This is a genomic window from Flavobacterium aquariorum, from assembly GCF_003254745.1.
Taxonomy (GTDB): Bacteria; Bacteroidota; Bacteroidia; order Flavobacteriales; family Flavobacteriaceae; genus Flavobacterium; species Flavobacterium aquariorum.
The window spans coordinates 221,148-245,805 of the sequence record NZ_QKXH01000001.1 but is presented as its reverse complement, the minus strand read 5'-3'; the positions used below and the strand labels follow the sequence as shown (position 1 = coordinate 245,805).

General features: G+C 35.1%; 18 protein-coding genes. 3 read left to right on the top strand and 15 right to left on the bottom strand.

The window, feature by feature from the left end:
- The first annotated feature begins 202 nt into the window (after nt 1-202).
- The 3 genes from DOS84_RS01090 (at nt 203) to recO (ending at nt 3,855) form a co-directional block, all read left to right on the top strand.
- The gene (locus tag DOS84_RS01090; RefSeq protein WP_111408265.1) at nt 203-724 is read left to right on the top strand and encodes a GNAT family N-acetyltransferase; all 522 of its coding nucleotides are present in this window, start codon (nt 203-205) and stop codon (nt 722-724) included.
- Nucleotides 725-782: 58 nt separating this feature from the next.
- Nucleotides 783-3,077 (top strand): type IX secretion system anionic LPS delivery protein PorZ, encoded by a 2,295-nt coding sequence (gene porZ / locus DOS84_RS01085; RefSeq protein ID WP_111408264.1) that lies wholly within the window; start codon nt 783-785, stop codon nt 3,075-3,077.
- 64 nt (nt 3,078-3,141) lie between these two features.
- Nucleotides 3,142-3,855 (top strand): DNA repair protein RecO, encoded by a 714-nt coding sequence (recO, locus tag DOS84_RS01080; protein ID WP_111408263.1) that lies wholly within the window; start codon nt 3,142-3,144, stop codon nt 3,853-3,855.
- A gap of 42 nt (nt 3,856-3,897) precedes the next feature.
- Here recO and DOS84_RS01075 read toward each other — a convergent pair whose 3' ends face one another.
- The 15 genes from DOS84_RS01075 to DOS84_RS01010 are packed head-to-tail and all read right to left on the bottom strand — an operon-like array spanning nt 3,898 to nt 24,604.
- Nucleotides 3,898-4,716, bottom strand: coding sequence for a peptidoglycan-binding domain-containing protein (locus DOS84_RS01075; protein WP_111408262.1), 819 nt, complete (start codon nt 4,714-4,716; stop codon nt 3,898-3,900).
- A 52-nt stretch (nt 4,717-4,768) separates the two neighbouring features.
- On the bottom strand, nt 4,769-6,079 hold the full coding sequence (locus DOS84_RS01070) for an ATP-binding protein (RefSeq protein ID WP_111408261.1): 1,311 nt from the start codon (nt 6,077-6,079) through the stop codon (nt 4,769-4,771).
- 36 nt (nt 6,080-6,115) lie between these two features.
- A complete protein-coding gene (locus tag DOS84_RS01065; protein ID WP_111408260.1) occupies nt 6,116-9,445 on the bottom strand; it encodes a DNA/RNA non-specific endonuclease in 3,330 nt (1,109 codons plus the stop codon).
- A gap of 45 nt (nt 9,446-9,490) precedes the next feature.
- On the bottom strand, nt 9,491-10,954 hold the full coding sequence (locus DOS84_RS01060) for a contractile injection system tape measure protein (protein ID WP_111408259.1): 1,464 nt from the start codon (nt 10,952-10,954) through the stop codon (nt 9,491-9,493).
- A gap of 5 nt (nt 10,955-10,959) precedes the next feature.
- Complete coding sequence (locus DOS84_RS01055; protein WP_111408258.1) at nt 10,960-11,664, bottom strand: hypothetical protein; 705 nt, start codon at nt 11,662-11,664, stop codon at nt 10,960-10,962.
- 25 nt (nt 11,665-11,689) lie between these two features.
- Nucleotides 11,690-14,188, bottom strand: a complete 2,499-nt coding sequence (locus DOS84_RS01050) for a hypothetical protein (RefSeq protein ID WP_111408257.1) — start codon at nt 14,186-14,188, stop codon at nt 11,690-11,692.
- A 10-nt stretch (nt 14,189-14,198) separates the two neighbouring features.
- Nucleotides 14,199-17,201 (bottom strand): hypothetical protein, encoded by a 3,003-nt coding sequence (locus DOS84_RS01045; RefSeq protein WP_111408256.1) that lies wholly within the window; start codon nt 17,199-17,201, stop codon nt 14,199-14,201.
- 5 nt (nt 17,202-17,206) lie between these two features.
- Nucleotides 17,207-20,299 carry a baseplate J/gp47 family protein gene (locus DOS84_RS01040; protein ID WP_111408255.1) on the bottom strand — a complete coding sequence of 1,031 codons (3,093 nt, stop codon included), beginning with the start codon at nt 20,297-20,299 and terminating at the stop codon, nt 17,207-17,209.
- Nucleotides 20,300-20,342: 43 nt separating this feature from the next.
- Nucleotides 20,343-20,753 (bottom strand): GPW/gp25 family protein, encoded by a 411-nt coding sequence (locus DOS84_RS01035; protein WP_111408254.1) that lies wholly within the window; start codon nt 20,751-20,753, stop codon nt 20,343-20,345.
- Nucleotides 20,754-20,760: 7 nt separating this feature from the next.
- On the bottom strand, nt 20,761-21,051 hold the full coding sequence (locus DOS84_RS01030; protein ID WP_111408253.1) for a PAAR domain-containing protein: 291 nt from the start codon (nt 21,049-21,051) through the stop codon (nt 20,761-20,763).
- Between the two features lies 1 nt (nt 21,052).
- Nucleotides 21,053-22,720, bottom strand: a complete 1,668-nt coding sequence (locus DOS84_RS01025; protein WP_111408252.1) for a phage baseplate assembly protein V — start codon at nt 22,718-22,720, stop codon at nt 21,053-21,055.
- A gap of 6 nt (nt 22,721-22,726) precedes the next feature.
- Complete coding sequence (locus DOS84_RS01020; protein ID WP_111408251.1) at nt 22,727-23,497, bottom strand: CIS tube protein; 771 nt, start codon at nt 23,495-23,497, stop codon at nt 22,727-22,729.
- Nucleotides 23,494-23,667: a DUF5908 family protein gene (locus DOS84_RS19030; RefSeq protein ID WP_165830380.1), complete on the bottom strand. Its 174-nt coding sequence runs from the start codon at nt 23,665-23,667 to the stop codon at nt 23,494-23,496. The genes DOS84_RS01020 and DOS84_RS19030 overlap by 4 nt, the downstream gene beginning before the upstream one ends.
- Before the next feature lie 33 nt (nt 23,668-23,700).
- Entirely contained in the window at nt 23,701-24,159 is a 459-nt protein-coding gene (locus tag DOS84_RS01015; protein WP_111408250.1) for a phage tail protein, read from the bottom strand.
- Between the two features lie 4 nt (nt 24,160-24,163).
- Nucleotides 24,164-24,604 carry a phage tail protein gene (locus DOS84_RS01010; protein ID WP_111408249.1) on the bottom strand — a complete coding sequence of 147 codons (441 nt, stop codon included), beginning with the start codon at nt 24,602-24,604 and terminating at the stop codon, nt 24,164-24,166.
- Between the last annotated feature and the right edge of the window lie 54 nt (nt 24,605-24,658).

The window sequence follows — 24,658 nt, the reverse complement described above, 5'->3', positions numbered from 1 at the left end:
CACAACAACTTCAAGGAAAACAAGATATTGATGTTCTTTCAAGACCAAAAGTAAAATCACACATTCAAGAAACTTTCAGGGAATTGTTCATATTATTCAATATATTTGAGAACAATACACGATGGTTTTGGAGTAGACTATGTTCATCTAGTTTTAGGTGGATTTATCATACTCTCTAGCTAGTAAGTAAAAATAAATTACAATGACAGAGTATCACTTTAGAAAAGCTATAATTTCTGAAATTCCCCAAATATGGGATATTTTACAATTGGCTATATTAAGGAGAAAAGAAGAAGGAAGTGACCAATGGCAAGATGGTTATCCAAACCCCGAAGTGGTACAAAAAGATATTGAAAAAGGAGAAGGATTTGTTTTGACGGATGGAGAAACAATCGTTGGATATACTGCGGTATTGATCAATGACGAACCGGAATATGCAAATATTGAAGGAGAGTGGTTAACCAATGGTGATTTTGTGGTGTGTCACCGCGTGGCTATTTCCGAAAAGTATTTGGGAAAAGGTTGTGCCCAAAAAATGATTGGATGTATAGAAGATTTTGCAACTCAGAACAACATATACAGCGTAAAAGCAGATACCAATTTTGATAATATTGCAATGATGAAAGTTTTTGAAAAATTGGGTTACACGTTCTGTGGTCATGTATATTTTAGAGGTGGACAAAGAAAAGCATATGAGAAAGTGCTACATAAATCTAAAATCTAAATCTGCAATCTATAATCTCTTTTCCTTTGTGCTATATTTGTGAACCAATATCGATTCAATGCAGAAAAGGCTTTTATATCTATTTTTTTTATTCGTACTGCAAATCACTTTTGCCCAAACCAATTTGTCTTGGCAGGGATATTTCTCGTACACCCAAATCAAAGCCGTTTCCGAATCGCCAACGACTATTTATGCCGCTTCCGAAAATGCTCTGTTTTCAAAAAACAGCAATACAAACATTATAAAAACCACCACAACAGTAGATGGACTTTCAGGCGAAACCATTACTGCACTTTATTACAGCCCAACTTTCAATAAAACTATTGTCGGTTATCAAAATGGCTTATTAATTGTTATAAACGAAGCCGATGGTTCTATGCTCAAGGTGGTCGATATCATCAATAAAAATTTGCCAACTAGTATAAAACGAATCAACAATTTCATGGAATTTGGCGGAATAGTTTATATTTCAACCGACTTTGGGATTGTACAGTTCAATTTAGCCACTTCCAAGTTTGGTGATACTTATTTTATAGGGGATAATGGAGTCGAAATCAAAGTTTCTCAAACTGCCATTTTCAATGGATTTATTTATGCATCCACTTCAAGTGGAATTAGAAAAGGAGATACAACGAATCCTAATTTAATTGATTTTAAACAATGGCAAGCTATAAACGCAGGCAATTGGTCAGGAATCACATCTTTTGGCAGCGAATTATATGCAGTAAATACGGCAGGCTACGTCCATAAATACGATTCAGGTTCCAATACCTTTAATGGTTTTTTGCCATTATCAGAAGCCACCACCAATTTTCATTCCACCACAGATTATTTTATTATAACAACAGCCAATACCGTTTTTATTTACAATAAGCAGATGGTATTGCAGCGTCAAATAAATAGAAATCAAATCACAGAGATAAATTCAGCATTCACTTGTGCAACCGTGATAAGTGATGCTGTTTACATTGGTACTGCCGTAAACGGATTGATTACTACCTCACTTTCGACCGCTTCAACTTTTGAAAATATAACACCTATTGGGCCTTCCCGAAATAGTATCTTCTCCATGCAAGTTACTCCCACTCAGCTTTGGACTGTTTATGGAGATTATGATACTTTTTACAATCCGTACCCATTAGACGATTTTGGCATAAGCAAATTCACACCATCGGGATGGTTGAATATTCCTTTTGATAAAGTTTTTGGAGCAAAATCGATGTCCCGAATTGCTGTTAATCCAACCAATGAAAACCGAGTTTATGCCAGTTCTTTTTTCTCTGGCTTGTTGGAAATAGAAAAGGATATTCCAACAATTTTGTACAATCAAACCAATAGTGCTTTAGAATCACTAACCGTTAGCCCGCCAGACCCCAATTATATTGACATAAGGATCAATGGTTCGGCATTTGATAAATCCGGAAATTTTTGGGTAACCAATTGTAGGGTTGTAAATGGTTTAAAAATGTTAAGCTCCAGTGGACAATGGAAAAGTTATGCCATGGATAAAATTCTGTCTTCCCCATCAGAAAATGATTTTGCGACAATGGTTATCGATAAATATGGTACCAAATGGATGGCAACGAGTAAAAATGGGGTAATCGGATTTAATGAAAGTAGTAATACCTTCAAAAAAATTACTTTTGGTGCAGACCTAGGTAATTTACCCATTCAAGATGTTAGGACAGTTGCAGTTGACAACAAGAATCAGCTTTGGATAGGAACAACCAAAGGATTGAGGGTTTTGTCCAATGTGAATAATTTTCAAAACGATAATCAGTTGACCACAGAGAGTATCATTATTCTGGAGGATAATCTGGCGCAGGAATTACTGTATGAACAATTTATAAGCGATATTGAAATAGACGGTGCCAACAATAAATGGATTGGTACAGCCGATGCCGGTGTATTTATGGTGTCTCCAAACGGACAGGAAACCAAGTATCATTTTACAACGGATAATTCTCCATTGCCGAGTAATGTGATAAACGACATTAGTATCAACAGCGATACTGGCGAGGTTTTTATAGCAACATCCAAAGGATTGATTTCTTTCAAAGGAATTGCCACATCGGCCAGTGAAAACTTAAGCAATGTATTTATATATCCCAATCCTGTCCGCCCAGAATATGAAGGAACCGTAAAAATAAATGGGTTGCTTAACAAGGCTAATGTAAAAATAACCGATGTTGCAGGCAATCTGGTTTATGAAGCCATATCCGAAGGCGGAACTCTGGAATGGGATACCACCGCTTTTGGGAAATACAAAGTGGCATCGGGAGTGTATATGATTTTTGTATCGGCTCAAGATGGAAGTGAAACCAAAGTCAAAAAAGTGATGATTATTCGTTGAATTGTGTAATCGTTTAAATGTTTAAGATTGTTTAATTTTTCAATCTTTCAATTCTAAAATTAAAATGCTAGTCAAAACCAAAGCTATCGTAATCTCGACCTTAAAATTTCAGGAGAAAAGTTTGATTGTAAAATGCTTTACATTGTCTAGCGGACTGAAATCATACTTTGTAAGAGATGCTTTTTCGTCCCGGAAAGCGAGTCAAAAAATGGCTTATTTTCAACCTTTGACCATCATCGAAATTGAAGCCGTTCACAAAAACAAAGGAACTTTAGAAAATTTCAAAGAAGTAAAAATTTCGTCTCCTTTTCATTCGATACATTCGGATATTTTCAAAAGCACCATAGTTTTGTTTCTTTCCGAAATTTTGCATCATTCAATACACGAAGAAGAAAAAAACGAATCCTTGTTTACGTTTCTTGAAACGGCTTTGCATTGGCTCGACCAACATGATGAAATTTCCAATTTCCATTTGATTCTGATGTTGGAAACCACAAAATACCTCGGGTTTTACCCTGACACTTCAGATATGGACATGCCTTTCTTCGAAATGATCGAAGGTGTTTTTACTCCTTTTCATGCCATTAGTTCGCTCACAGAACACGAAACGGAGTTGTTCAAAAAACTAATTCAATTGAAATTTGATAACGATCAAAAAACGTTTCATGTCATTGAAAGACAATTGCTTTTAAAGATTTTAATCGATTACTACAGTTTTCATCTCGACGGATTCAAAAGGCCGAAATCTTTGGATGTTTTGAAAGAAGTTTTTTCTTGATTAATTCTTGGTAAAACATCTAAATATTTTCTTGATTTTTTTTCAGACCAAAGGGGCAATTGAGAAAAAGTCGATTTTTGATTGTTTAAAGTTTCGGATTCGGTTCATGACGGCATTTCCGTTATGGGAACCATCGGCATTAGTATTTCCTTCGATAGTTTCAATTACATCTCCATGAATGGCAGTTACAATTCCGGTATGAAACCAATCGTTTGGTGTTTTTTGCAATAAAAATACATCCGCTGGTTGTATAATACTTGGATTTGTTCTCGCTATCTGGTAACGGGTAAGCATTTTTTTTTGAAGTCCAATGGTGCCAACAGTATCGCAACTATATGTTAAGGGCATTAGTGTTTTGAAGTTTTTTCCTTGAATGGATGCGGCTTGGTCAAGTACTGTTTGTACAAATCCCATGCACCAAAACCAATCGGTTCCTTCATTTCCGTCCATATAACTGCGTACCCATGGCCCTGTATTGCTTTGATTGTGAATGACAAGTTCAAACGGATGATTTTTGAGATGGTTTTTGGCAACACTCAGCACTAATTCTCTTAAGTTATTGCCAGTAATAGGATCTTCAAATGCTTTTTTTAAGGGTGTTGTCAGCAAACTAAATAAAGCTTGATCAATAATTCCTGTTTGGGATAAGTTATTGAATTGTTGATAGTTCAAAACTGCTTTTTCTGTTGCCGGACCAAAATCTCCATCAATACCGGTTGCTGTTCCTGAACTTGGATTTTGCATTGCAAATAAATTAAGCCAGGACTGAATTTTTTCAATGTCTTTTTTGTTGTTGGCAGTGCCGTTTCTTTGTTGGGGGGCTTTGATGAGTAATTCTTTTTGGTAGAATGTTTTTTGCATGGCTTTTGTTTTAAGGGTTGTCCTAAATTTTTTGCCTACAACTCCTTCAGTTTTATGCCGTTTTTGAAACCAAAGTTGCCGTAATAAAAAGTTTTTCTTCTTTGCTGTATTCCAACTCGATTCCTTTCAAAATATGTTGAGAATCGATTACAGTGGTGTTTTCATCAAGAGTTTGTAAACAGGCAAAAGCCATTGCCGACACTATCTGTGCACCATTGAGCTCATAATTTTTGGCTATTATTTCGAGAATGTTATGATCTTTGAGTTTTGTTTTTTGTGGCATACAGTTTTGCCATAATTGCAAACGTTCTTCGGCTGTGGGTTTGTTAAAATGAATAATAGAATTGAATCTTCTTAAAAAAGCATCATCAATATTATTTTTAAAATTAGATGTTAAGATGACCAGTCCATTAAAATTTTCGACTCTTTGCAATAAATAGCTCACCTCCTGATTGGCGTATTTATCATTGGAGGATTTGGTTTGTGTTCGTTTGCCAAAAAGTGCATCGGCTTCGTCAAAAAGGAGAATCCAATTTTTGTTCTCGGCTTGCACAAATATTTTTTCCAGATTTTTTTCGGTTTCGCCTATGTATTTGGACACGACTTGTGACAAACTGATACGATATACTTCTTTCTCGAATTCTTTTCCAAGTAAAGTAGCAGTAAGCGTTTTCCCAGTACCCGATGGGCCATAAAATAAGCTTCGGTAGCCAGGCGCAATTTGTTTTGCCATTCCCCAATCGTGACGCAACTTCTCTTGGTGTTTCAACCAAAGCTTGATTTGTTTGATGTGATCCTGTGTGGTCTGATTTACGATTAAGTCTTTCCATTCCATTTCGGTCGTAATTTCCTGAGCGGGAAAGTTAGTTCCGAATTTGGGTTTTAATCTTTCGCCAAAAAATAAAAGATGAACCACTTCGGGAGGTAGAATAATACGACCGCTCATCAAGGGTTCCCCTTCTTTTACATCCTCAAGTAACAAAACATTTTCCTTAGAAAACCAGTGGGTTGGTGCGAACAATTGTTGTATTTCCAATCGATGGTTGATGTCTTCTTTAGCCAAAATATATTGTGCCGTTTCCCCGGTAGGCAACATTCCTCTGTGATTATCCAATCGGATTCCTCCCAATTCGGGAAGTTCACCCCCATCTGGGTAAACTTCTTTTATGATTTCATCAAAAAAATGAGGCAAAATATTAGGAACCAGTGCCAATAGTAAAATTACAGCTTCATCATGAGTCGTGTGTCTCCCTAAAGCTTCCGAAAAGGAATTCTCGAAGTTATAGGACACAGGTTCTTCCTCCTCATTTTCTTGTAAACGAAGTGACTGAATGAGAAAAGATTTTAGAATTTGAAAGGACATATTTACTTGGTTTTGTTTAAAATATATAATCTTGAGCTATTCTATATAATCGCCATGGGTATAGTCCAATCCATTACTAAAATGATCGGTTTTTGTAACTTTAGTATTCGGGTCTTCTTTTTTCCAGGAAGAGAATTCATAATTTATCGTTGATGGTGTTTTTTCTTCCATCTCTATAATTTTTTTTCTTTTGGCTGATAAATTTTGAGGTAGGTTTTTCACCGAATTCCCGCCATAAATTGGAGTAACTTTATAATTTATTACTTTGTCATCTGCCAAATCTTTTTTTACGGTTTCTTCAATGTCTGCATTGTGATCCTTGTTTCCTTTTCGAGTAAGCGGTGTTAAATTTCTAAAATCATTTCCGCTTCCTCCTAAATTGTGATTTAATAAGTGACCCAAGATATAGTAAGTCGAACTGCCATTTCGTTTTTTCTTAAGCGTTTCATAACCAGCGTTGGTAACGCCAGGCACCGATCCCGTGGGTGGTTTGGTTGTTTTGTGAAGGTTTTTCACCTCCATACTTGTCCCAAAACCATTTTGTAATGAACCAAAAGCAAGTTCAAACTTTCCGATGCTTTCCATATTAAAAAGCGGGATCATGTGATTACTCAGTTTATTGACATGATCTGTAACTACTTCATATTTTTCGGTTTGTTCTGTCTGGTATTTTTCTGATCCTTTAGCAGATTTATTTTTCTTAGAAATAGCCACTTTTAGTAAATTAAATTCAGCTTGTGCATTTTTTTTGGATTCCGCTTTTTTGGCATCTGTTTTTCCTAACTTACTTATAAATTTTGCAAAAGTTGCCGGAGTACTGGCTACCATTAACTCAGCATTTTCTTCGGTCCCTTCAAAATAAAGGCTATGTGAATGCCCGTCTTCTGTTTTAAATTTCTTTTTGATACTAAAAAAGCTCAACAATTTTTTAACTCCGGCTTTTCCAGCTTTGAATAATGTTTTTACCACAGCGCCTGCTTTTTCAAGTACCCAATCAATGGCTTTATTTATAGGTGCCTGTATTTTATCGAGCAAAGCCTGTACTTTTTTGCTTAAATCGCCAAGCCCTAATAATCCAGCCAAAAATCCAATGGCTATAGGAACTAATTTGGCCAACGAGTTTTCTACAAATGTTGCGGCTTGAGTTATCTTTCCAGCTACAATCAGCGCGGTACTATCAACAATACTGTTTATTAAATCCAATATTCTTCTGGCATTATTGATAAACCAACTAATGACATCATAAATGAGTTTACAAGCTTTTATAAAAGCACCCACAGGATTGAACAAACTGATGACCCATGTTATTCCTGCTTTGATTACGGTTTCGATAAGCATATTTTGTATGGCATCGACTACCATGACTTTTAGGTCACCAATTTTTTCTTTGATGTAATTCCACAATCCGCCAAGACCTTCTTTTCGGATAATTTGAAAAATCTCAAAGCCTGTTTCCAGCGCTGCGACTACTGTTGCTCCATACATTTTAGTAGCTCGGGCTTTAATATTTTCCCAAGTAAGCCCAAAAACAGACATTATAAATTCAAAAATCCCGCTTAAATCCCATTGCTTCGGAAATTTTATCGACGGAGGCATATTGCCCATTAGCCATTCAAAAAATCCTTTCTTGAGATGTTCTAATGCATTTTTACCAAAATTTTGAAAACCCAAAACAATTGCATCCAGTAAATTGGATAGGAAACCAATAGGATCCAGAATAATTTTCCCAACAACATCTGCCACTTTTGCCAATATGTTCAGCAACAGATTTTTCATTTCTATTATGGCCTTTATCACACCAACTACGGCATCATAGGCACGCTCCAGCCAACTTTTATTCTCTTCTTGAATCTTGTCAAATGTTTCTTCCAGTTTGGCAACAGCAGCATTAAATTTGGTAGTAATACTTTGTTTTAAACCTTCGTTTGCTTCCTCTACTTTAGAATCCAATTCTGTAAATCTCTCAGTGGCATGGGCAAATACTTCGCCGGCGATTCTTTGTGTATCCTTGTCCTGATTTTTCCAATAATTCTGAGTTTGGAGTTTTCCATTCTCAATATCCTTTGTGGCTTGGTTCAATTCTTTTTCAACAAAATCTCCAATTTTTCGAACCACAGGGGCCAATGAATTGATAAAATTATCCTGCTCTTCGAGAAATACTTTCTTGATATCATTAGGAATTCCTGCAGCCCAATTGGCTAAATCTTCTAACCAATTGGTATCGGTTCTTTCTTTTACATTTTTTTCAAAAGCTTTGTTAGCTATATCGAGGGCTTCATCAAAATCTTTGTTTACTTTTTCGGTAAGGTTTTTAAGTCTGGTTTCTACCAAAAGTTTGGTGTCATCATAAATTTTATTCAAGTCCGTTGCGACTTTGGTTCGAACTTCTTCTTCTTTTTGTTTTTTAAGTTCTTTGTTTTTGTCTACTTGGCTTAATTGTTTATTCCTTGTAGCATTCATTTTGGCCAGTCCTCCGAGAGTAAGAGTGTTGGTGCTGTTTTTTGTGGCACCAGCAATTGGGTTAGCCGATTTTAAATACTGTTGATGAGTACCTTCTGCTTTTTTCTGACTCTCTTTTTTTTCTACCAATGAATGATCAAAAGCAGCTTCGTTTCCATTTTGAAGCTGTGCTTCCGAAACATCGTTGTTAGCCAACTCATCGTCTATTTTTTTAGAATCGGAAGAAAGGTCATTATCTTGAGCTGTTTTGAGTGGTGGTGCAAATCCTGGATTGGAGACATTGGGATAGGCACCAATATCCTCTTTTGGCAATGGTGTAGCTACTTTTGTGACAACACTAGCTTGGTCTGGAGTCGCATTTACGGAATTTGATAACTCGCCATTTGTGGCTTGTTTTTCTTTTTCTAGGGAATCAGTAATACCTTGTTGTGCCGCACCCATTTTTTCAGAAGAGGTTTGGTCTTTATCCATTTCCTCTTTGTTTTTTGGAATCACTTTTTTGATATTTTCCAAAATGGCGTCTGAGAATTTTTTTGCATTAAATTTTCCGACTGCGTTTTTGGGATCAGCCATATCTTCAACTTGATTCTTCTTGGCTACGCTAGATTTTTCCAATGCAGGATTTATAGAAACTGCTTTTTGCATTTCCTCTTTTTTCTCGTCGGCAGTACCGTGTTTCTTTTGGGATTTTGCAGTTTTTACAATTTTGGCTTTTTGAATATCAAGGATAGATGCTTTTTTTAAATTAAGTACAGGATCTGCCGCTTCTATTTTTTTAGCTTTTAAAGGTACAGGCACAAGAGCAGTTGCTTTCTTTTTTTTCTTCGTTGCCGAAGGAAAGAAAGGCATCGTTTTTCGCTGTGGCTTTTTGGTAAGCGCTTTAAATACAGGTCCTGTTTTAGCCATTTTTTGTCCAATAATTAAGCTGTTAATTCATTATAATCGTTTTCTTTAATTCCAATAACACTGCAAAAAATCTTCCATCCATGGGGTTTTTATCATTTCGATTCCCCATGGTAATTGGGCTAATAGAACATCGACACCTTCTTGTTTTACCCATAGTTCCAGTTTTTCATTTTCGGTCATCAAAATTTTCCCTTTTCTTTGTAAAAAAGTCTCGCGTAAACCGGCAATGGAGGTGTCACCTAGTATTTTCCAATGTTCAATCACGGCATTTAATAAACTCTCGCATTTTTCTATTTCTTTAGGAGTGATCTCCAGTTGTGTATGGACCACATTTTCTATTTGGAAACCGCATAAAATTTTGTTGAGTACCAATTCATTTTCCCCTATTTTTGTTTCTCCGTTAATTAAAAATTGAGTTAATAAAATGGCTTTATGCTGACTGATTTTGGTTGTCCAAATGTCATTTTTTGTCAAATCCAGCTGTTCAAATAAAGATTTTAAAAAAGGATGGAATAGTATCAAACCAGCATTTTCAACATAAATCATATTCTGTGTTTTTGAATCTGGAGTTTCTAATTTTGTTTTTTTCTTAATTTCTAAAGTATTTTTTTCTGCGATTATTGATTCCTCTATTGAATTTAAAGAATCGAGGGTATTCAAAAAGATGTTCCAAAAAGCAATAAAATCATTGTTTTGTAACAAAATGTATTTTTTATGAAGACCTTTTTCTGTGATTAATAATTCTTTTAAAATCAACAAATGATTGGATTCTATGTCCCAATATTGGGAGGTGATGATTTTAACAGTATGATAAAGGGTTGCATTCGAGATTATTTTTTCTTTAAAAAAATAAAATTGCCAAGCCATAAATTCAATCCAACTTTCGATTACTGTACTAGAAAACGAATTTGCTTTTGAAGCCAATGCAAATTGTAATAATGTTATGAATTCCGATTGAGAATCATCACTTTGATTTGCAATTTTCGTTTTAAATTCTTCAGAGAAGGCATATATAAAGCGTATTAGGGCTTTCGAATTCTCTCTAAATAAATCTTTTAGTTTTTTAATAAAAGATTCATTTACTTCTAAACTTGCAATTAATTCTTCAAGATTTTTAATCAATCCATTTTCGGGAATAATTCCTTTTTGCAAAAAATCAAAAAATAAACTTTCAAGAATGTTATTTTTTGTAAATACGATTTCCGAATTTTCAATTCTACCAAGATTTTGTTCAAAATCTTCAAAATTCATTTTTAGATACAATTCAATTTGTTCCAATGAATAGTTCACAATTTCTTCTTTCCATTTTTTTCTGGAAAGAGGAGGGAGTGTTATTTCCAGTTTGTCAATTTTCCAAGTATAGTTTTGAAAAGAGTAAAGGTTGAGTAGGAGTTCAAGTTTTGGATACAATTCTTTTTCCATCAATGCAGCAACAACACTTTGTACTTCTTTCCCAAAATCGAGCGAAGTACAACGAATATCAAGTGTATGTTGCTGAATTAAATGCATTGTTTTTAGTCAATAATTAAATCATTGTCCTCAAGGATGCTACTGAACATTTTATCTAAATTATCTTGCATTTCTTTTGTGAATAAACCAAATTCAAATTTATTTGGTTTATACAAAAGAGCCATAGATGTTGAAATATGGCCGGCTTCTGGTATTATGAGATGAACACCTTTTTGTTGTTTTTTGTTTTCGAGTAAACCAATGCCAATAATTGTCATTGGAAAATCAGCTCGACTTACTGTTGCTCTTGTGTCGCTATTGAGACCACCTGCAGCATTTGGAGTAGTGGCATCTTTGAACTCCGCTCTAAAGAAAGGAACCGTAAAGGTAATATACATTTGTTTCTCGTTGATGTTGGGCAAAAAGGATAACAGAATTTTATATTCTTCTTCCTTTAAAGGTATAAATAGCCATTCGGGATTGTTTTTCACATCAGTATTTGCAGGGTCTTTCAATCGTGCTTCGGTACATATATATAGGGAGCAAGAGAATTTGTCTATTCCGGTAAAATTCACTTTTACAGTTGCAAGTTGTTTAGTGCTTAAAGGTTTATCCACATTCCCAAAATCAAAACCATTGATAGGAGTTACAGGTTTGTCTGAAAATTCCAAAATGTCTTTTAGAATTTTGTTAGTGTCGACAGCGGTTATATTTCCTTTCGCAATAATTTTGCCGTCAATTGCTGTAATTATTTCTTGTTTGGTTGCCATAACGTTATTTTTTAAGAATTATTTGCTAAGTGTTAAAATCGTCATTATTAAAATCTACTTTTTCAAAATCTCCAAGTTTTGTTTCGGTGTTTCCTATGACAATATTGATGCTGTTTCCTTCTGGATTTTGGATATAGGGCAAGAAAAAATCTGCAAGTACCACTTTTTGAGGGGCGGTGTTTTCTGCCAAAATTGATGGCTCAAATTGGAATAAGTTTGTAATATTGGTTAGAAAAAATTCTTGTAAGTGTGCCGGATAATTGGCGGAAAGATTTTGTTGTGCCACTTTTATAAGATTGGCTTTGAGGTTTTCTGTTTCATTTTTGCAATCTTTCAGCGCATTTGCGTCATAGGAATCACTATATGAGAATTTTGTCTTATTGAATAAAACGCTTTTGGTGAGGTCATCTTTAATCGTTTTTGTCTCTTCAACAGTTCCAAAAGAAAAACTATCGGTATAATTTTGTATTGAATTAAGAAGCACTTGATATTTTGGAGGAGTTTGTTGAGGTTTGAAAATGGAGGAATCAGAGTAAACCAGAATAAATGTGCCTCCTACGGAAACTCCAGCATGGTGCTCCATTCCCTTGTTTTTCTGTAAAAATGAAGACAAAAACAAATCCTTGAAACTGGTATTCCACCTTTTCACAGCTTCATCATATAAAACTGTAAAGGAATCTTCAAGAAATAATTCATTGATTTGATCCAAGTGATCGATCAAGTCTTCAACCAAAATGCTTAAATCTTTTTTGCCCCATAAAAGACAAAAACGATGAAATAAGAAGAGAATATTTAAGTTTTTGAAAATTTCATAAAAGCTTTTATAATTGGGTAAAAATTCGTTTAAATCATCTGTCAGCAGCGTTTTTACTTCGTTCAAAATGTTTTTGAGAGAAGTAATCGTGGCATCGGTCATGATGGTTTGCGCAACAATCTCTTTTTTGTTTGAAGTAATCCAATTAATGACAAACTCGGTAATATTGTATACTTTTTTTCGAGCCAAATCATAATCAACTTCAAGGTCTGACCAATCGCCTTGGTGTTTCGTAATGTCCACATCTTTGCCCACAAAATCGACTGCATTCAAGGCAATTGCTTTGAATGGTAGATTGTAAGTGTCTTTCAAAGAAGACAATTCTGTAAGTACTTCCAAGTAATTTTTACCAATATGCCCTTCTATTCTAAAAAAATTATAAGGTTCTAAGTCATACAACAACGGTTTTTTTACCCATTGTAAATCAGTATAATTGGGTTTTTCAGATTGATAGGAAAGGATTTCATTTGTTTTGCTTTTTACAGTTTTATCGGGATTCCATTTTTTATTTAATTCCAAAAAATTGGAATAATAATATGGAATAGATTTTTTTGACAAAGGAGTCTTGCCATAAATTGTGGGTGTTATTCGGATAGCAGTATCAGTGACGGACCAGGATTTTATCAAAAGCACCAACCGTTCAAATAAGATATTGAGTTTGTTTCTTAGTAGAATTTCTTTGTCTGTATTGCCCGTTTTTACATAAGGAGTTCTGAAATTATTCTCCAAATTGATGTTTCCTAAAATGATATGAAAAGGAAACAGACTTTCGTCAAAACAGCAAAAAGTAGGATTCTGATTCTGGAAATCTACAATTTCATTATACGCCGCAACAATATCTGCAATCCAATCGCACACATATTGAATTTGCAATTTGTCTTTGTTGGCGTTGATGGTTTGCAATAATTGAGTTTTGCAATTGTTCAACGAAGAGAAGTCTGAAGTTGATTTCAGTACATTTTTATTGGTGTTGTAAATCGAGTTTATTTGATTGGAAAGTGTGGTCAGAAATGCGTCATCATACCAGTTTTTGAAACCGTCAAGAACTTGCTGTCCTGTTACCAAATTTTTGAAAGGAACATTATATCTGGGAGTCACTAATTTTTGTGACGCTTTTTTTATGTCAAAACCAAGTAACAATAAAGGGGCGATATCTGAATTTTTTATAACTAAAGGTCTTACGGTAAATTCCAGTCTTTTGCCTTTGTCATCACAATTGGTATTGACGCAATTTTTTTCGTCTATCAATGCGGTCTCTAAAATAAACAGAACAACTTTATCATTAAAAAAACCATTCGGAATAGCTGTTTTTAATGGTTCAGATGTTGTAGTTTCCAGTAATTCAATGGCGTTTTTGAAAGGCAAATATTTCGATCCATATTTTAACATTGGTTCCAAAAAAGGCTCTTTACTATAATTGGCTCCCAGAAAATTTGCGGAAAGTTCTAAATCATGATAAAAAGTAAAAAGTTTTTCCTCCCAATTAATTTCATACCCCAATGAAGTAACAGCCGTTCCGCACCCTATTTTAATTTGATTGGGTTGTGGGTGTGAAATTTCTAGTCCACAAACAATTCCCATCCCTATGAGTGCAGTTCTAGACAAGCGGTCTTGTTCCTCAAGATAACTTACAACACTATTGAGATGTTTCTGGCTTAGGACTTGATCTGCCTCAAAAACGGGATATTTGGAGTTGTTAAATGCTTTCATAATGCTATTTTTAAAGTGTTCCTAATGCTGTATTTCCTAATAATATGGGGTTAGTTATTTCACTCAAATGACAATCGAATAAATTACCTTCTGAGTACATTGTATTCAATTCGTTTAGAGCGGTTATCATTTCTTTATGATGAAGCAAGAAGCTGGATTCGTCTTTTGGTAGCAGTGTTTTAGAACAGTATTTAATTCTAAAATAGCGGTAGTTTTCGAGCCAGTTTTTATAGGCTTTTTGAAACTGAGCCATGTCATTTGCATTCACCCAACAAATTTTCAATAACACATGTGCCGGAGCTTCTTGTCTGAAAATTTTCTCGGCATATTTCCTAAAAGTCAAGTTTCGAAAACGGGTTAAATAACCCGGTAAAACGATCGTGGCTTTAAAAGAATAGGGGTCATTATTGGCTTCATCCTTGCAATCATCCTGCAAACAAACCGTGAGTAAATCACTGTCTTGATTAGTTGTTAGAAAAGGGCGGAGTAAAAGATGTTCGATGCAATAAAAATTCTCGAAAGTTTCATTCAAAGCTTGTAGCAACGAATTGTAATAGTCGTATGCTGCTTCAAAAGAGCCAAATGATTTGTCTACCTTCGCTATTTTAGTGCCATCTTTTTCAAGATAGAGATAATATTTGGTGCTCGCTTTATGAATCGTATAGGCATTGGGATCAAAAATATGTTCTTGTAACCAACTCCATTTAATCACCAAATCGGTAGCGGGACTTTGAATTTTAAAATGGATAACTCCAAGTTTTGTAGGGATTGACAATTGAGATTGCGGGCTATCATCATTGGCAACATTTCTTAAACTAATGTCATTAATACCTAATAATTTAGCCACGCGTTTTTCATAGCCACCTCTAGAATTGGACCCCCAAAAATCAGGCGGAGTGAGGGTGTTTGGATTTATGTAATCCATTCCAATACCTCTTTTACTGCTTATTTCGGGATAATCATTGATGAAATTTTGCTTGTCCTGTATTAAATCTTCAAATTGAAAACTGAGTTCCCCTAAGCCTTTTGCATCTTGATTGACTTGATACATCATGAAAACATAATCATTGAAACTCTCCCCAAAACGAGACATCAAATGGTCTAATGCCCGATTGCGTCGTTCGTAGAAATCGGTTTTGTTTTCATAAATAGAGATATGGTCGTCATTTGGAATCCATAAATTATCCTCAAATGTCGTGGAGTATAAATTTTTGGAATAAAATTCATCGCCGGTCCAATCGTTTTTTGAAAGAAACTTAGGGAAGTAGCTTCTGTCTACTGTTGCGGTGTCCAAAATATTTTTGGAATGGTACAATTGATTGAAAAAATCAGCCAGAATTTGATCGTAAAAATGCAGGTAACCCTTGAGCTGATTGACCTGTGCTTTTCGAAGATCCGATTCTTTATCCGATAATTGGTTTTTGCCCAAACCATAGTTTTGGGGAAACTCGTCTTGAATACTGTAAAACTCATCGAGTTGATAAAAAGTTCCAGATGGATAAGGCAGTTCATTATTGGTGTTAAGCAATTTGTAGTTTTTTTGTTGAGACTTATAGATTTCTATCCTCTGATCTACCAACATCTGATTGTTTTCTGAAAGCAGAAAAGGGATCTTTTTTTGGAACAAAAGTATTTTCGATTTCTTCGGCGTAAAAATAGGATTCACTTCTCCAGAAAGAGTTAAACTCCAAGGTTGGCTGGAACTTCCGGGAATAGGTTTTCCGTTTTTGTCATAAGCGGTAAGCAAAAGATTATTGACTGAAACCACTCCTTTTACCCCCATCAGTACAGCAATAATATCCGAGGAATGAATGGCAGTGGGCAAGGAGCAGTTGATTAACTCTTCATCTTTCAAGAAACCATGATCTAGTTTGGGGCCTAGAAATAAATCTTCGGAATGATAACCTTGCTCCAGTAATTGCGCCAATGTGTAAAACCGAATAGGAGGATTTATAACATCAAACAGGGCAATCTGAATTTGAGCCATAACATCAACGACATTGCTTTGAGGCTCTATTTCTATATCAACACAAACCCCAATTTCGATACTTTCTATAGTCGAAAGGCATAAATAGTCCCCAGTGAAATTTCTGTTTTGATGCAGTTTTTGATGAACTAATTGGAAGGTATCATCGACTTTATTTTTTTTATCTTTAAAAAGAGTAACCAATTCAAGATAATTTTTTGGAACCGAAAAATGAGCCAACACAATATCTATTTCGCTTGGATCATAACAGCTAATGGTAAAAGTCAAAAATTCAACACCACTTGGAGTTTTAAAAAGAGTAAGTACTACTGTGTTGTCTATTTTCTCAATTTTTTTACTTTTTATTTTAGCAGGCTTGCTCAGTGCCTCTAGTAAATTGGCTTTTGGATTGTTCCAAGATTCAAACATCGGGTTGATATTTACTTGAACCCATCGGTCATTGTCCAAAAATTCGAAGTCCAAAAGAGTAGAATTCAAATCGCCAAGTTTGGGGTCTTCTTCCAGTTCCAATATTACTTTGTTCAGGCCTCTAAGGGGTAATTGTTGGAGAGCAGTATTATTTTTGTCAACCGATTTCAAACTCAATTTGTCTTCTACAGGATTTATATAAATAGGAATCTCATTGTCGTGTGGCGCAAAAAAACCTGAAGAATCAACTGTTTTTTTGGTTGCCAAAAACCAAGCATTAGAAATACCGTCAATGTCAATGAGTAGTTTTCTATAATCGATTTCGGTAAGCGGAGCATTAGGAAAAATAGTGCTGGCTGGGAAAAAAGTATGGTTTGAAATTGTCCCGTATTTATCACACAAAATATTTTTAATATCAAAACTACTTCGATAACCCAACTCGGTAATAGCATAGGACAAAACTTCAAGAATAGTTATTCCTGGATCATGAGCATTGTAATCTGTCCAGAGTTTGTTCCCTAGTTTTTCGATATATTTCATACCTTCTTTTCTCAAGAAATCATAATCTTGAGCGGGAAGGAGCTTTCGGTCTTTTGCTATAAAATAATTGGTTTTCATACGGATCAATTATTTATTTCTTCTATAAAATGAGTTTCATTGGGTACAAATAAGGTGAAATCGGTCATCGGAATAATTTCCTTTACTTTATAATAAGTTGTTTTTACAGTATCGTTTGTGTCATTGAGAATGATTTGATTGACTTCAAAATCAGTTATATAATCCACAAAAATTTGATTGTCGATTAATTGGATAAGAGACGAAGTTTCTATGGCATTGGCAAAAACGACTTCAGTATTTTCAAAAGCCCAAGGGCTTAAATAGGCATTGATGATTTTTATTAATTCGGTAGCATATAAACGAGTATCGGCACCAGGAATTTCGCGGTATTTGACTTTAAATTTAACTTCTATTTTTTCCAGAGTGGGTGTTTTAACCGAAATTCGGGCGTGAGGCGACGCTATTTTGGCGATATGCTGTTGTATTTTTTTCATAATTCCCAAACTCAAAAGCGGTTTCCAGGAAATGGGATTTTGGTAATTATTGGATTTTGCAATGGGAATCAAAGTGATATAACCTGCGGAAACATTGGATATGGTTGTGGCATTATATCGGTAATGGCTCAAACATTTTACCCGATGCACTTCTGGAAATTCGTCTAATATCAATCGTTCATAATCCCATGAAGTGATGGCTCTTTTTTTGTGTCTAAGCCTTTCGCTGGAACGTTGGTAAAGCAAAAGATCATCTTCTTGTTTTTTACCCGAAAAGGATGCATACGGCTGGATTACTTTTTTTATAAAATCAATAGGCTCATGAAATTTTGAGATGGTTTCTTTTGGTGTGTTTTCAATAAAGAAACTACCGTTTTGCTCAAAATCGGTTAGAACTGCTTTCAATGCTTGAGTGTGAACACCAATAAAATGGCAAATGGCATCGGTTCGATCTACAGCTATTTTTATCCAAAAAAGAGATTTATCCAGAATGGTAGTTTGACTGGTGTCAAATTCAGGAATCGTTAATTCCACCAGTCCGGACTGTGTGAGTCCGTTTGTTTCATCGCCCATTTCATGAGAGTCAATCGGTACCCATGTATTTTGGTTTAAGAATGACCATTGTATTGTTGCTGGTTCTTGTCTTGGGTTGGCAGTTCCTTCTGCTAGCTGAATTAAAAGAGATAATCCGTTTTTAGGAACAACTTTTTCAAATCCTAAATAAAGCTCACCCCCAAGAGGAGCATCATGGGGAAATTTAGAGTCATATAATTCATCTTTTTTATATCCAAAAGGCAAAATGTGATATACTTCAATTGGGTTATTTGATACGCCATTGCTATAGGTATCCGAAACAGAATATTGTAAACTAATCTCATTAATAGTGGGGGCAACAGGAAGAGTACCGCTTGTGGCTTTACTTTGGGTAATGAAAGTTTCGAGAAATTTTTCTCCTGCAAAATCGGTATCATTCAGGATAATTTTAGCATAACCTGAAACGCTGGAAGAGTTTGGCAATGTGTTTTTTTCCTGGTATTCCTGTATTGGGTTTGTATTTTCAATTTCATAATTAAAAGTTTGAGCATTGGTCCACAATCCATCAATTAGTTTTTCTGTTTGCAAATCAAGGCCACTGGCAAAATAAGGATTGATATTGAGGGATAGATTGGCATTTTTTTTGGCAAAAAACTCGTTACAACCAATGACAAAACCATTGCCGTTTTTTGGAAAATCACCAAAAGGTTTGAACGATTTGCTGGTATCAACCAATCCCGTGTCTGTGCCTAAAATAAAATTCTTAAAACCTGAAACATAAATGTAGATTTCTAGCTGAGTTATGTCGATTTGTTTTGCACCATTCAGTGATACTATCTTCAGTACGGGATAGTTAGTTTTTATATTTATACTGCCGTGGATTTTGGGATCATGAGCAATTATTTTTTTTTCTGAGGCTAAGATCTCTAGATAGATATAATTGTCATAGTAATAAGTAGCATTAATTTCGATCACTTTTTTTTCGCCAGTAATAAAAAATTTATAGTGGGATAAGTCTAAAGTTTCATCATTTATTTTGAGAAAAATCACTCTGTAACCTCCGCTCAAGAAGAATAACGGACTAGCAATAAGCAAACCCGTTTCTACAATTGTTTCCGCACTAGAAAACACATTGAAAGATGTATTTTGAGCATTCGATTTTGTAAAATCGGATTGCTTCCAAGGTGTAGTAGAATCTTTATAATGACTTAAAAAAGAGTGTAAAGTTCCATCATTAATTGCTTGGTCTGTTGTTGCAGCGTAGAATTTGTTTTTGCCCAATGAATTTTTACCCGCAGGGAAAACACGACCTTTGGGTACTAACACGGCCTTTTCTGGAGTAGGTTCAAGAACAAGATGTACATAGTCAGGTCGTGCATTCGCAGGTTGTATTTGTAAAATGTCTCTGTAATAAAAATCAAGATGCCTTTTTGTAAACTCATTGAGTTGGCTTTGTGCAATTCCCAAAAGTTTCAAAAATGAAAGGTATAATGTAAAATGAGGTTTGTGATTGGAGTAATTTTCCAATTGATTGGCAATGCTTTCGCTCGCGACCTGTTTCCAATTGTGAATTAAACCATAAAGTTGTTGTACGTTTTTGTCAAATTGTGAATTTGAAATTAATGCCAATGGATTTGTGCTTGCGGTTACTTTGTCATTCAAATCCTTGATTTTTTGAATAAAATACGGGCTTGTTCCCTGCAAGGTTTCTTTGGCTAAAATAATTGGATCTAAGAAACTTACTTTTCGATTAAAGTCTAAGAATTGATTGTTTACGGTTTCGAAATACGACAAAAGGATTTTTTTTCGATCAGCAGTAACCGTTGAAGCTTTGACTTTGGTTTTAGTAATTTTGTATTGCTCTTGCAGTTTTTGTACGTCCCATAAATACAGTTGAACAAGAATTGCTGTCGATTCCCATTGAAAAAAGTTAGACCAATTACCATCTTCAACATTGGTATCATTATAGAATTTTATATGAGTGGCCATTTTTTGGGCAAAGGCTATAAAATCAACTTCTTTTCTTTCATCAATAAGAAAATAATCGGGTTTTAGGGCCATCAAAAATCGCTCTTCTTGGGTAGTTCCCATTCCTTGGTGAATTGATATGTTTGATGAGCAATTGTCCATTTTTTTATTTTTAGTATAAGAGTTCAGTAATAGGTGGCAACACTTATTTTATGTAGGTACCTTCTTCCAGATAAAAAGGATATACGTAATTCTGTCTTGAGTTGGTGGTTCTTACAGTGTATTCTATTTCTAATTTTATTAGTCCCTGTGACGTTTCTTCGGAACTAAAAGAAACATTGTTGAGGTCTATTCTGGGTTCGTATTTGAGTATCGCCATTTTTACAATTCCTTTTATTTTGGTTAGCAGGGTAACGGTTATGTTTTCAAATAACAAGGGGGTAAGATTGCACCCAAAATCGGATCTTAAAATGCGTTCGCCGAGTTTCGTCCCCAAAAGAATTTGCAAACTTTGGTTAATGTCAGTCACTCCATTTACCGTTTCTACTGATCCGGAAATGGGATTAAATGTGGGTGGAAAACTCCAGCCTGTTCCTATAAATGTTTCGTCGTTCATATTTTTTCTAACCTCCTATTAAAACTGTTGGACATCCTAGTATTATTGTTCCTCCATGTGCCGCTGAATCTCCCATTCTAGCCGCCGCTTTTCCACCAATGGTAACGGTTGCTGAGCCTTTTGTAATGGAATCAGGTGGGCCAGTGCATACACAATTATCTCCCACAACTGCGGCTGGCATACCACCTATGAGCACAGTTGTATTGCCACCCGGCAAAATAGGTCCGCCAACATGAGGAACTGTCCCAGTTGTGGATGGACAAACGTGCATATCCGATGCTCTTGCTGCTGCTGGCATATTAGTTTATTTTTATGATTCCCCCTTTCAATTCCATGTTTCCGGATGCATTTACACTGCAGCCCATCCCGTCAATTTTGACGTCTCCAGACGCTTTTACAATAAAGTCTTTGCTGCTTTCTATCGTAATTCCATCTTTGTTCATCGTTATTTTATTTTTGTTTTCATCTTCTAAAACAAATCCTTTTTCATCATCACTTATCAAGAGTTTGTTTCCTTTTTTGGTACTGAGTTCGATAGATTTTTTTTCGTCATCGAGGAGAACTTGGGTACCTTCTTTGGTAACAAAACCTTTTATATAATTTTCTTTTTTGATTTGAATAGGCATTGGTTTTGCACTGCTGTATAAACTTCCCAAAATAATTGGTGTGTCCGGATTATTACCTAAACAACCCAATATAACTTCATCATCTACACTTGGTATAAAATAACTTCCCATTTCTTTTGAGGCATTGAGAGTGGCAAGTCTGGCCCAAACGCCTTCTCCTTTTTCGGACAGTGTAGGGATGCGAACTTTAATCCTGAATTCCTTATTAGGGTCTTCTTCAATCTGTACCACGACGCCTATTTGCAATCCACTAATAGCATTCGTCTGTCCCATTTGTGCTTGTGGACTTGCTGTTTGTTTACTTGCATTTTCTGCAAATGAAGGTTCTCCTTCAAATCCTAAAGTATATTCGGTTTTCCAACTTCCATTTTCAATAGTATGTTCTATGGCACTAATGATGATGGGCTTATTGTCTATTTTTTCATTTACCTTATTACATTTTATAAAATCGCCCGTATGTGCTTCCAGATTGCCAAAAGTTTGCACTTTACCATTTATGGTTTGGAGCTCACTTTTCTTTAGAATTGCTTTGAGCATTCGTTTTACAGTCGCTTCACTAAATCTGTTCTCATTGAGTTTTATTAATTTCTCAAAAGGATTTATGGCTTCTTGTGTTTCTTCGGTTTTAACTATTTTTTGCGTTGCTGGATCCCAATGCTCAATGATCGCTTTTTTTAATTTTTTGGTCTCATCTGATTTTCCTGTAAAAGAGAAAACATTAATACCGTTTTCGGCTAAATATTTTTCTGTAGGAGGCGTTTTTAATAAATCTACGCCATTAAACTCACCGTTTTTTATAGATACAAAAACTCCAACCGAATCCAAATAGCCTAATACAAAATCCCAAGGCAACGTGGCCGAGTTGTGTGTTATTTTTTCTTTTCCCCAATCTTTTCCAGATAATTCATCATTAAGTTTTAATTTTTTTGTGAATAATTTTAATTTGTCTTCAAAAGTTTGGTTGTTGGTTTCTGGTTCTGTACTGGGCAATGTCATGTCAAAGGCGATATCTTTGCATTCTATTTTTATATTGATAAAATTACCATCCTGTACTTTTTCAGTAGCCTTTATTACTCCTTTAAAAAGTGTTTTTTTTTCTTTTTTAATGGTAACATTAAAAGTGATTTCATCATTTTCCTTTAAAGCATCACTGGGAAATGTTTCCTTTTTATCAACATCCCTATTTGAAGCAATGAACGTGAATTTAGCCGATGGAATCTTATTAAGCTCAAAATGAACATGTGCTTCTTTGAGTAAGGTATCCAATCCATCATTTTTATCCTTCACCAGAATTTCTAGTTTCAAGACTTCATCTTCATCGATATAGGGTTTTATTGGCATATTGAATTATTTTATTGGTGGAAAAATCAAATTTGTACCAAAACGAATATTTCTAAAACTCAAAATGGCATTTGATTGGGCCACATCTATATAATAATTGGGGTTTTCATATATGTTTTCGGATATAAGAGTAAGCTTGTCATTCATTTCAAATTTCCTTTCATGAGTAAGGTCTGGAGAACTTTTCTTTTGTTCTGCAACCATGATTTTATAAGCTACAGTTCCTTTGAAAGTACATTTGGCTTTGGCTCTAATAGGTTTTCCGTCTTTTCGAAACAAATAGTACTCAATTTCCATGTTTTTTAAGCGGCATTGCAAACTGTAACCGCCCCATAAAAGTTGTAAGTATGCGGTATGATGCGTTTTGCCATTGTAGCCTAACAAGAGATTTTTGAAGGCTTCCAAATCTTCTTCTACCGATTTTACCTCGTCAAAAGGATTAACAATGGCTGGTTTTAATGCATCAAAAACATCACCAGCTTTATCCAAAAATGACATTTTCCCTTTACCATCTTTTATTTTACCTGGAGGAATTACACCTGAGCTGTCAAAAAGGAATTCGAAAGTCACCTCTTCACCCTCAATTTTGTTGAATTTCAAATCGTTGCCAGTGGCTCCCATAGGCTGACTTTCATTAAAAACAACATTGTGTTTCATGGTGTACTTCTCTGGATTGAGTTGTACAAAAATGGTTTTCTTGGGATCTTTTTCGTAATCATTAGTCTCGAAAACCTCAATCCTCATTTTGTCTATAATACCTAAAGCAGCTTGTATCATCGTTCCGATTTTTCTTTTATTTTTTCTAAAACTTTAGAGGTGCATTCGCGAATAAGCTCCGATTTTATAAATTCTAACTGCACTTTATCCAAAGGAGTTTGGGATTGAAATGAAGGTTTTTCCTCTTCAATTTTAACTACAATGCGCAATTCTTTGATTTCTATCGGCATAATTTTCAGTGTAAAATAAAAACAGTTGATTTTTTAAAAACTTGGAATTGGGATTTCTTTGAAAAAATTGTATTTCAAGGCAATTGATTCAATGACAATTTTATTTTCTTCGGCGTTAAAATCTCCGTAATCTATCGATAATGGAATGGCATGTGATACATACCAAGCCTTTACAGGGTTTCCATTTTCATTTAATAAGGAAACCACCAGATTGGCCGGACTGAAATTGAAATTTTCAATGGCATTCAAACACCACATCGATACGCCAGACATATCCGAAGTAAGTCCTCTTTTGAGCACTAAATCCTGATATCCCGATCGTATGGGTAATTGATGCGTAAACCGGTTTTGGCCGCCTTCTTTCACCGATTCCATTTCCAGAGTTCCTTTTAAACCACCCACACTTTGAAACTTGGTATCAATACTAAACTGGGGTAACAGTTCAAAAATCACCGAAAAATGAAAGCCTACTATAGGATTTGAACTCGCCATAACGTTAAGCTACGTGTTCCATCGTAAATCCGTGGTTGGCAATCTCGACTGTATCTATTGCAGCTTCGTTTGCATCAGCTTTCATGTCTGAGCATTTTAAGGATACAATAAAGCAGTCTTTTACTTTCCAGACCACGACTGGTGTGTGGTTTTCGTTTAAGAGTGAAATGGTGATATTGCGTCTCTCGACAGTGTTCATTGCTACAGTATTGTACCATTGATAAAATTCATTGTCGCCTGCAAAAACACCTCTTTTGAGTGAAATGTTGCTTAATTTTTGCAAACCGGGCATTTTTTTCTTGAAAAACTCTGGACTGGAACCTACGCGGTGCTCTATAACATCCATTTCTTTATTTAGACCGGAAACCTCGGTGAAAGCTATTTTTGTACCGCCCCATTCAACACTAAAATGGAACTTTGGGATAGGAAAATCTGTATTAGGCATAACTTTATATTTTTAAATGTTAGTTACTAAATATTATTTTTTCGAATTATACTC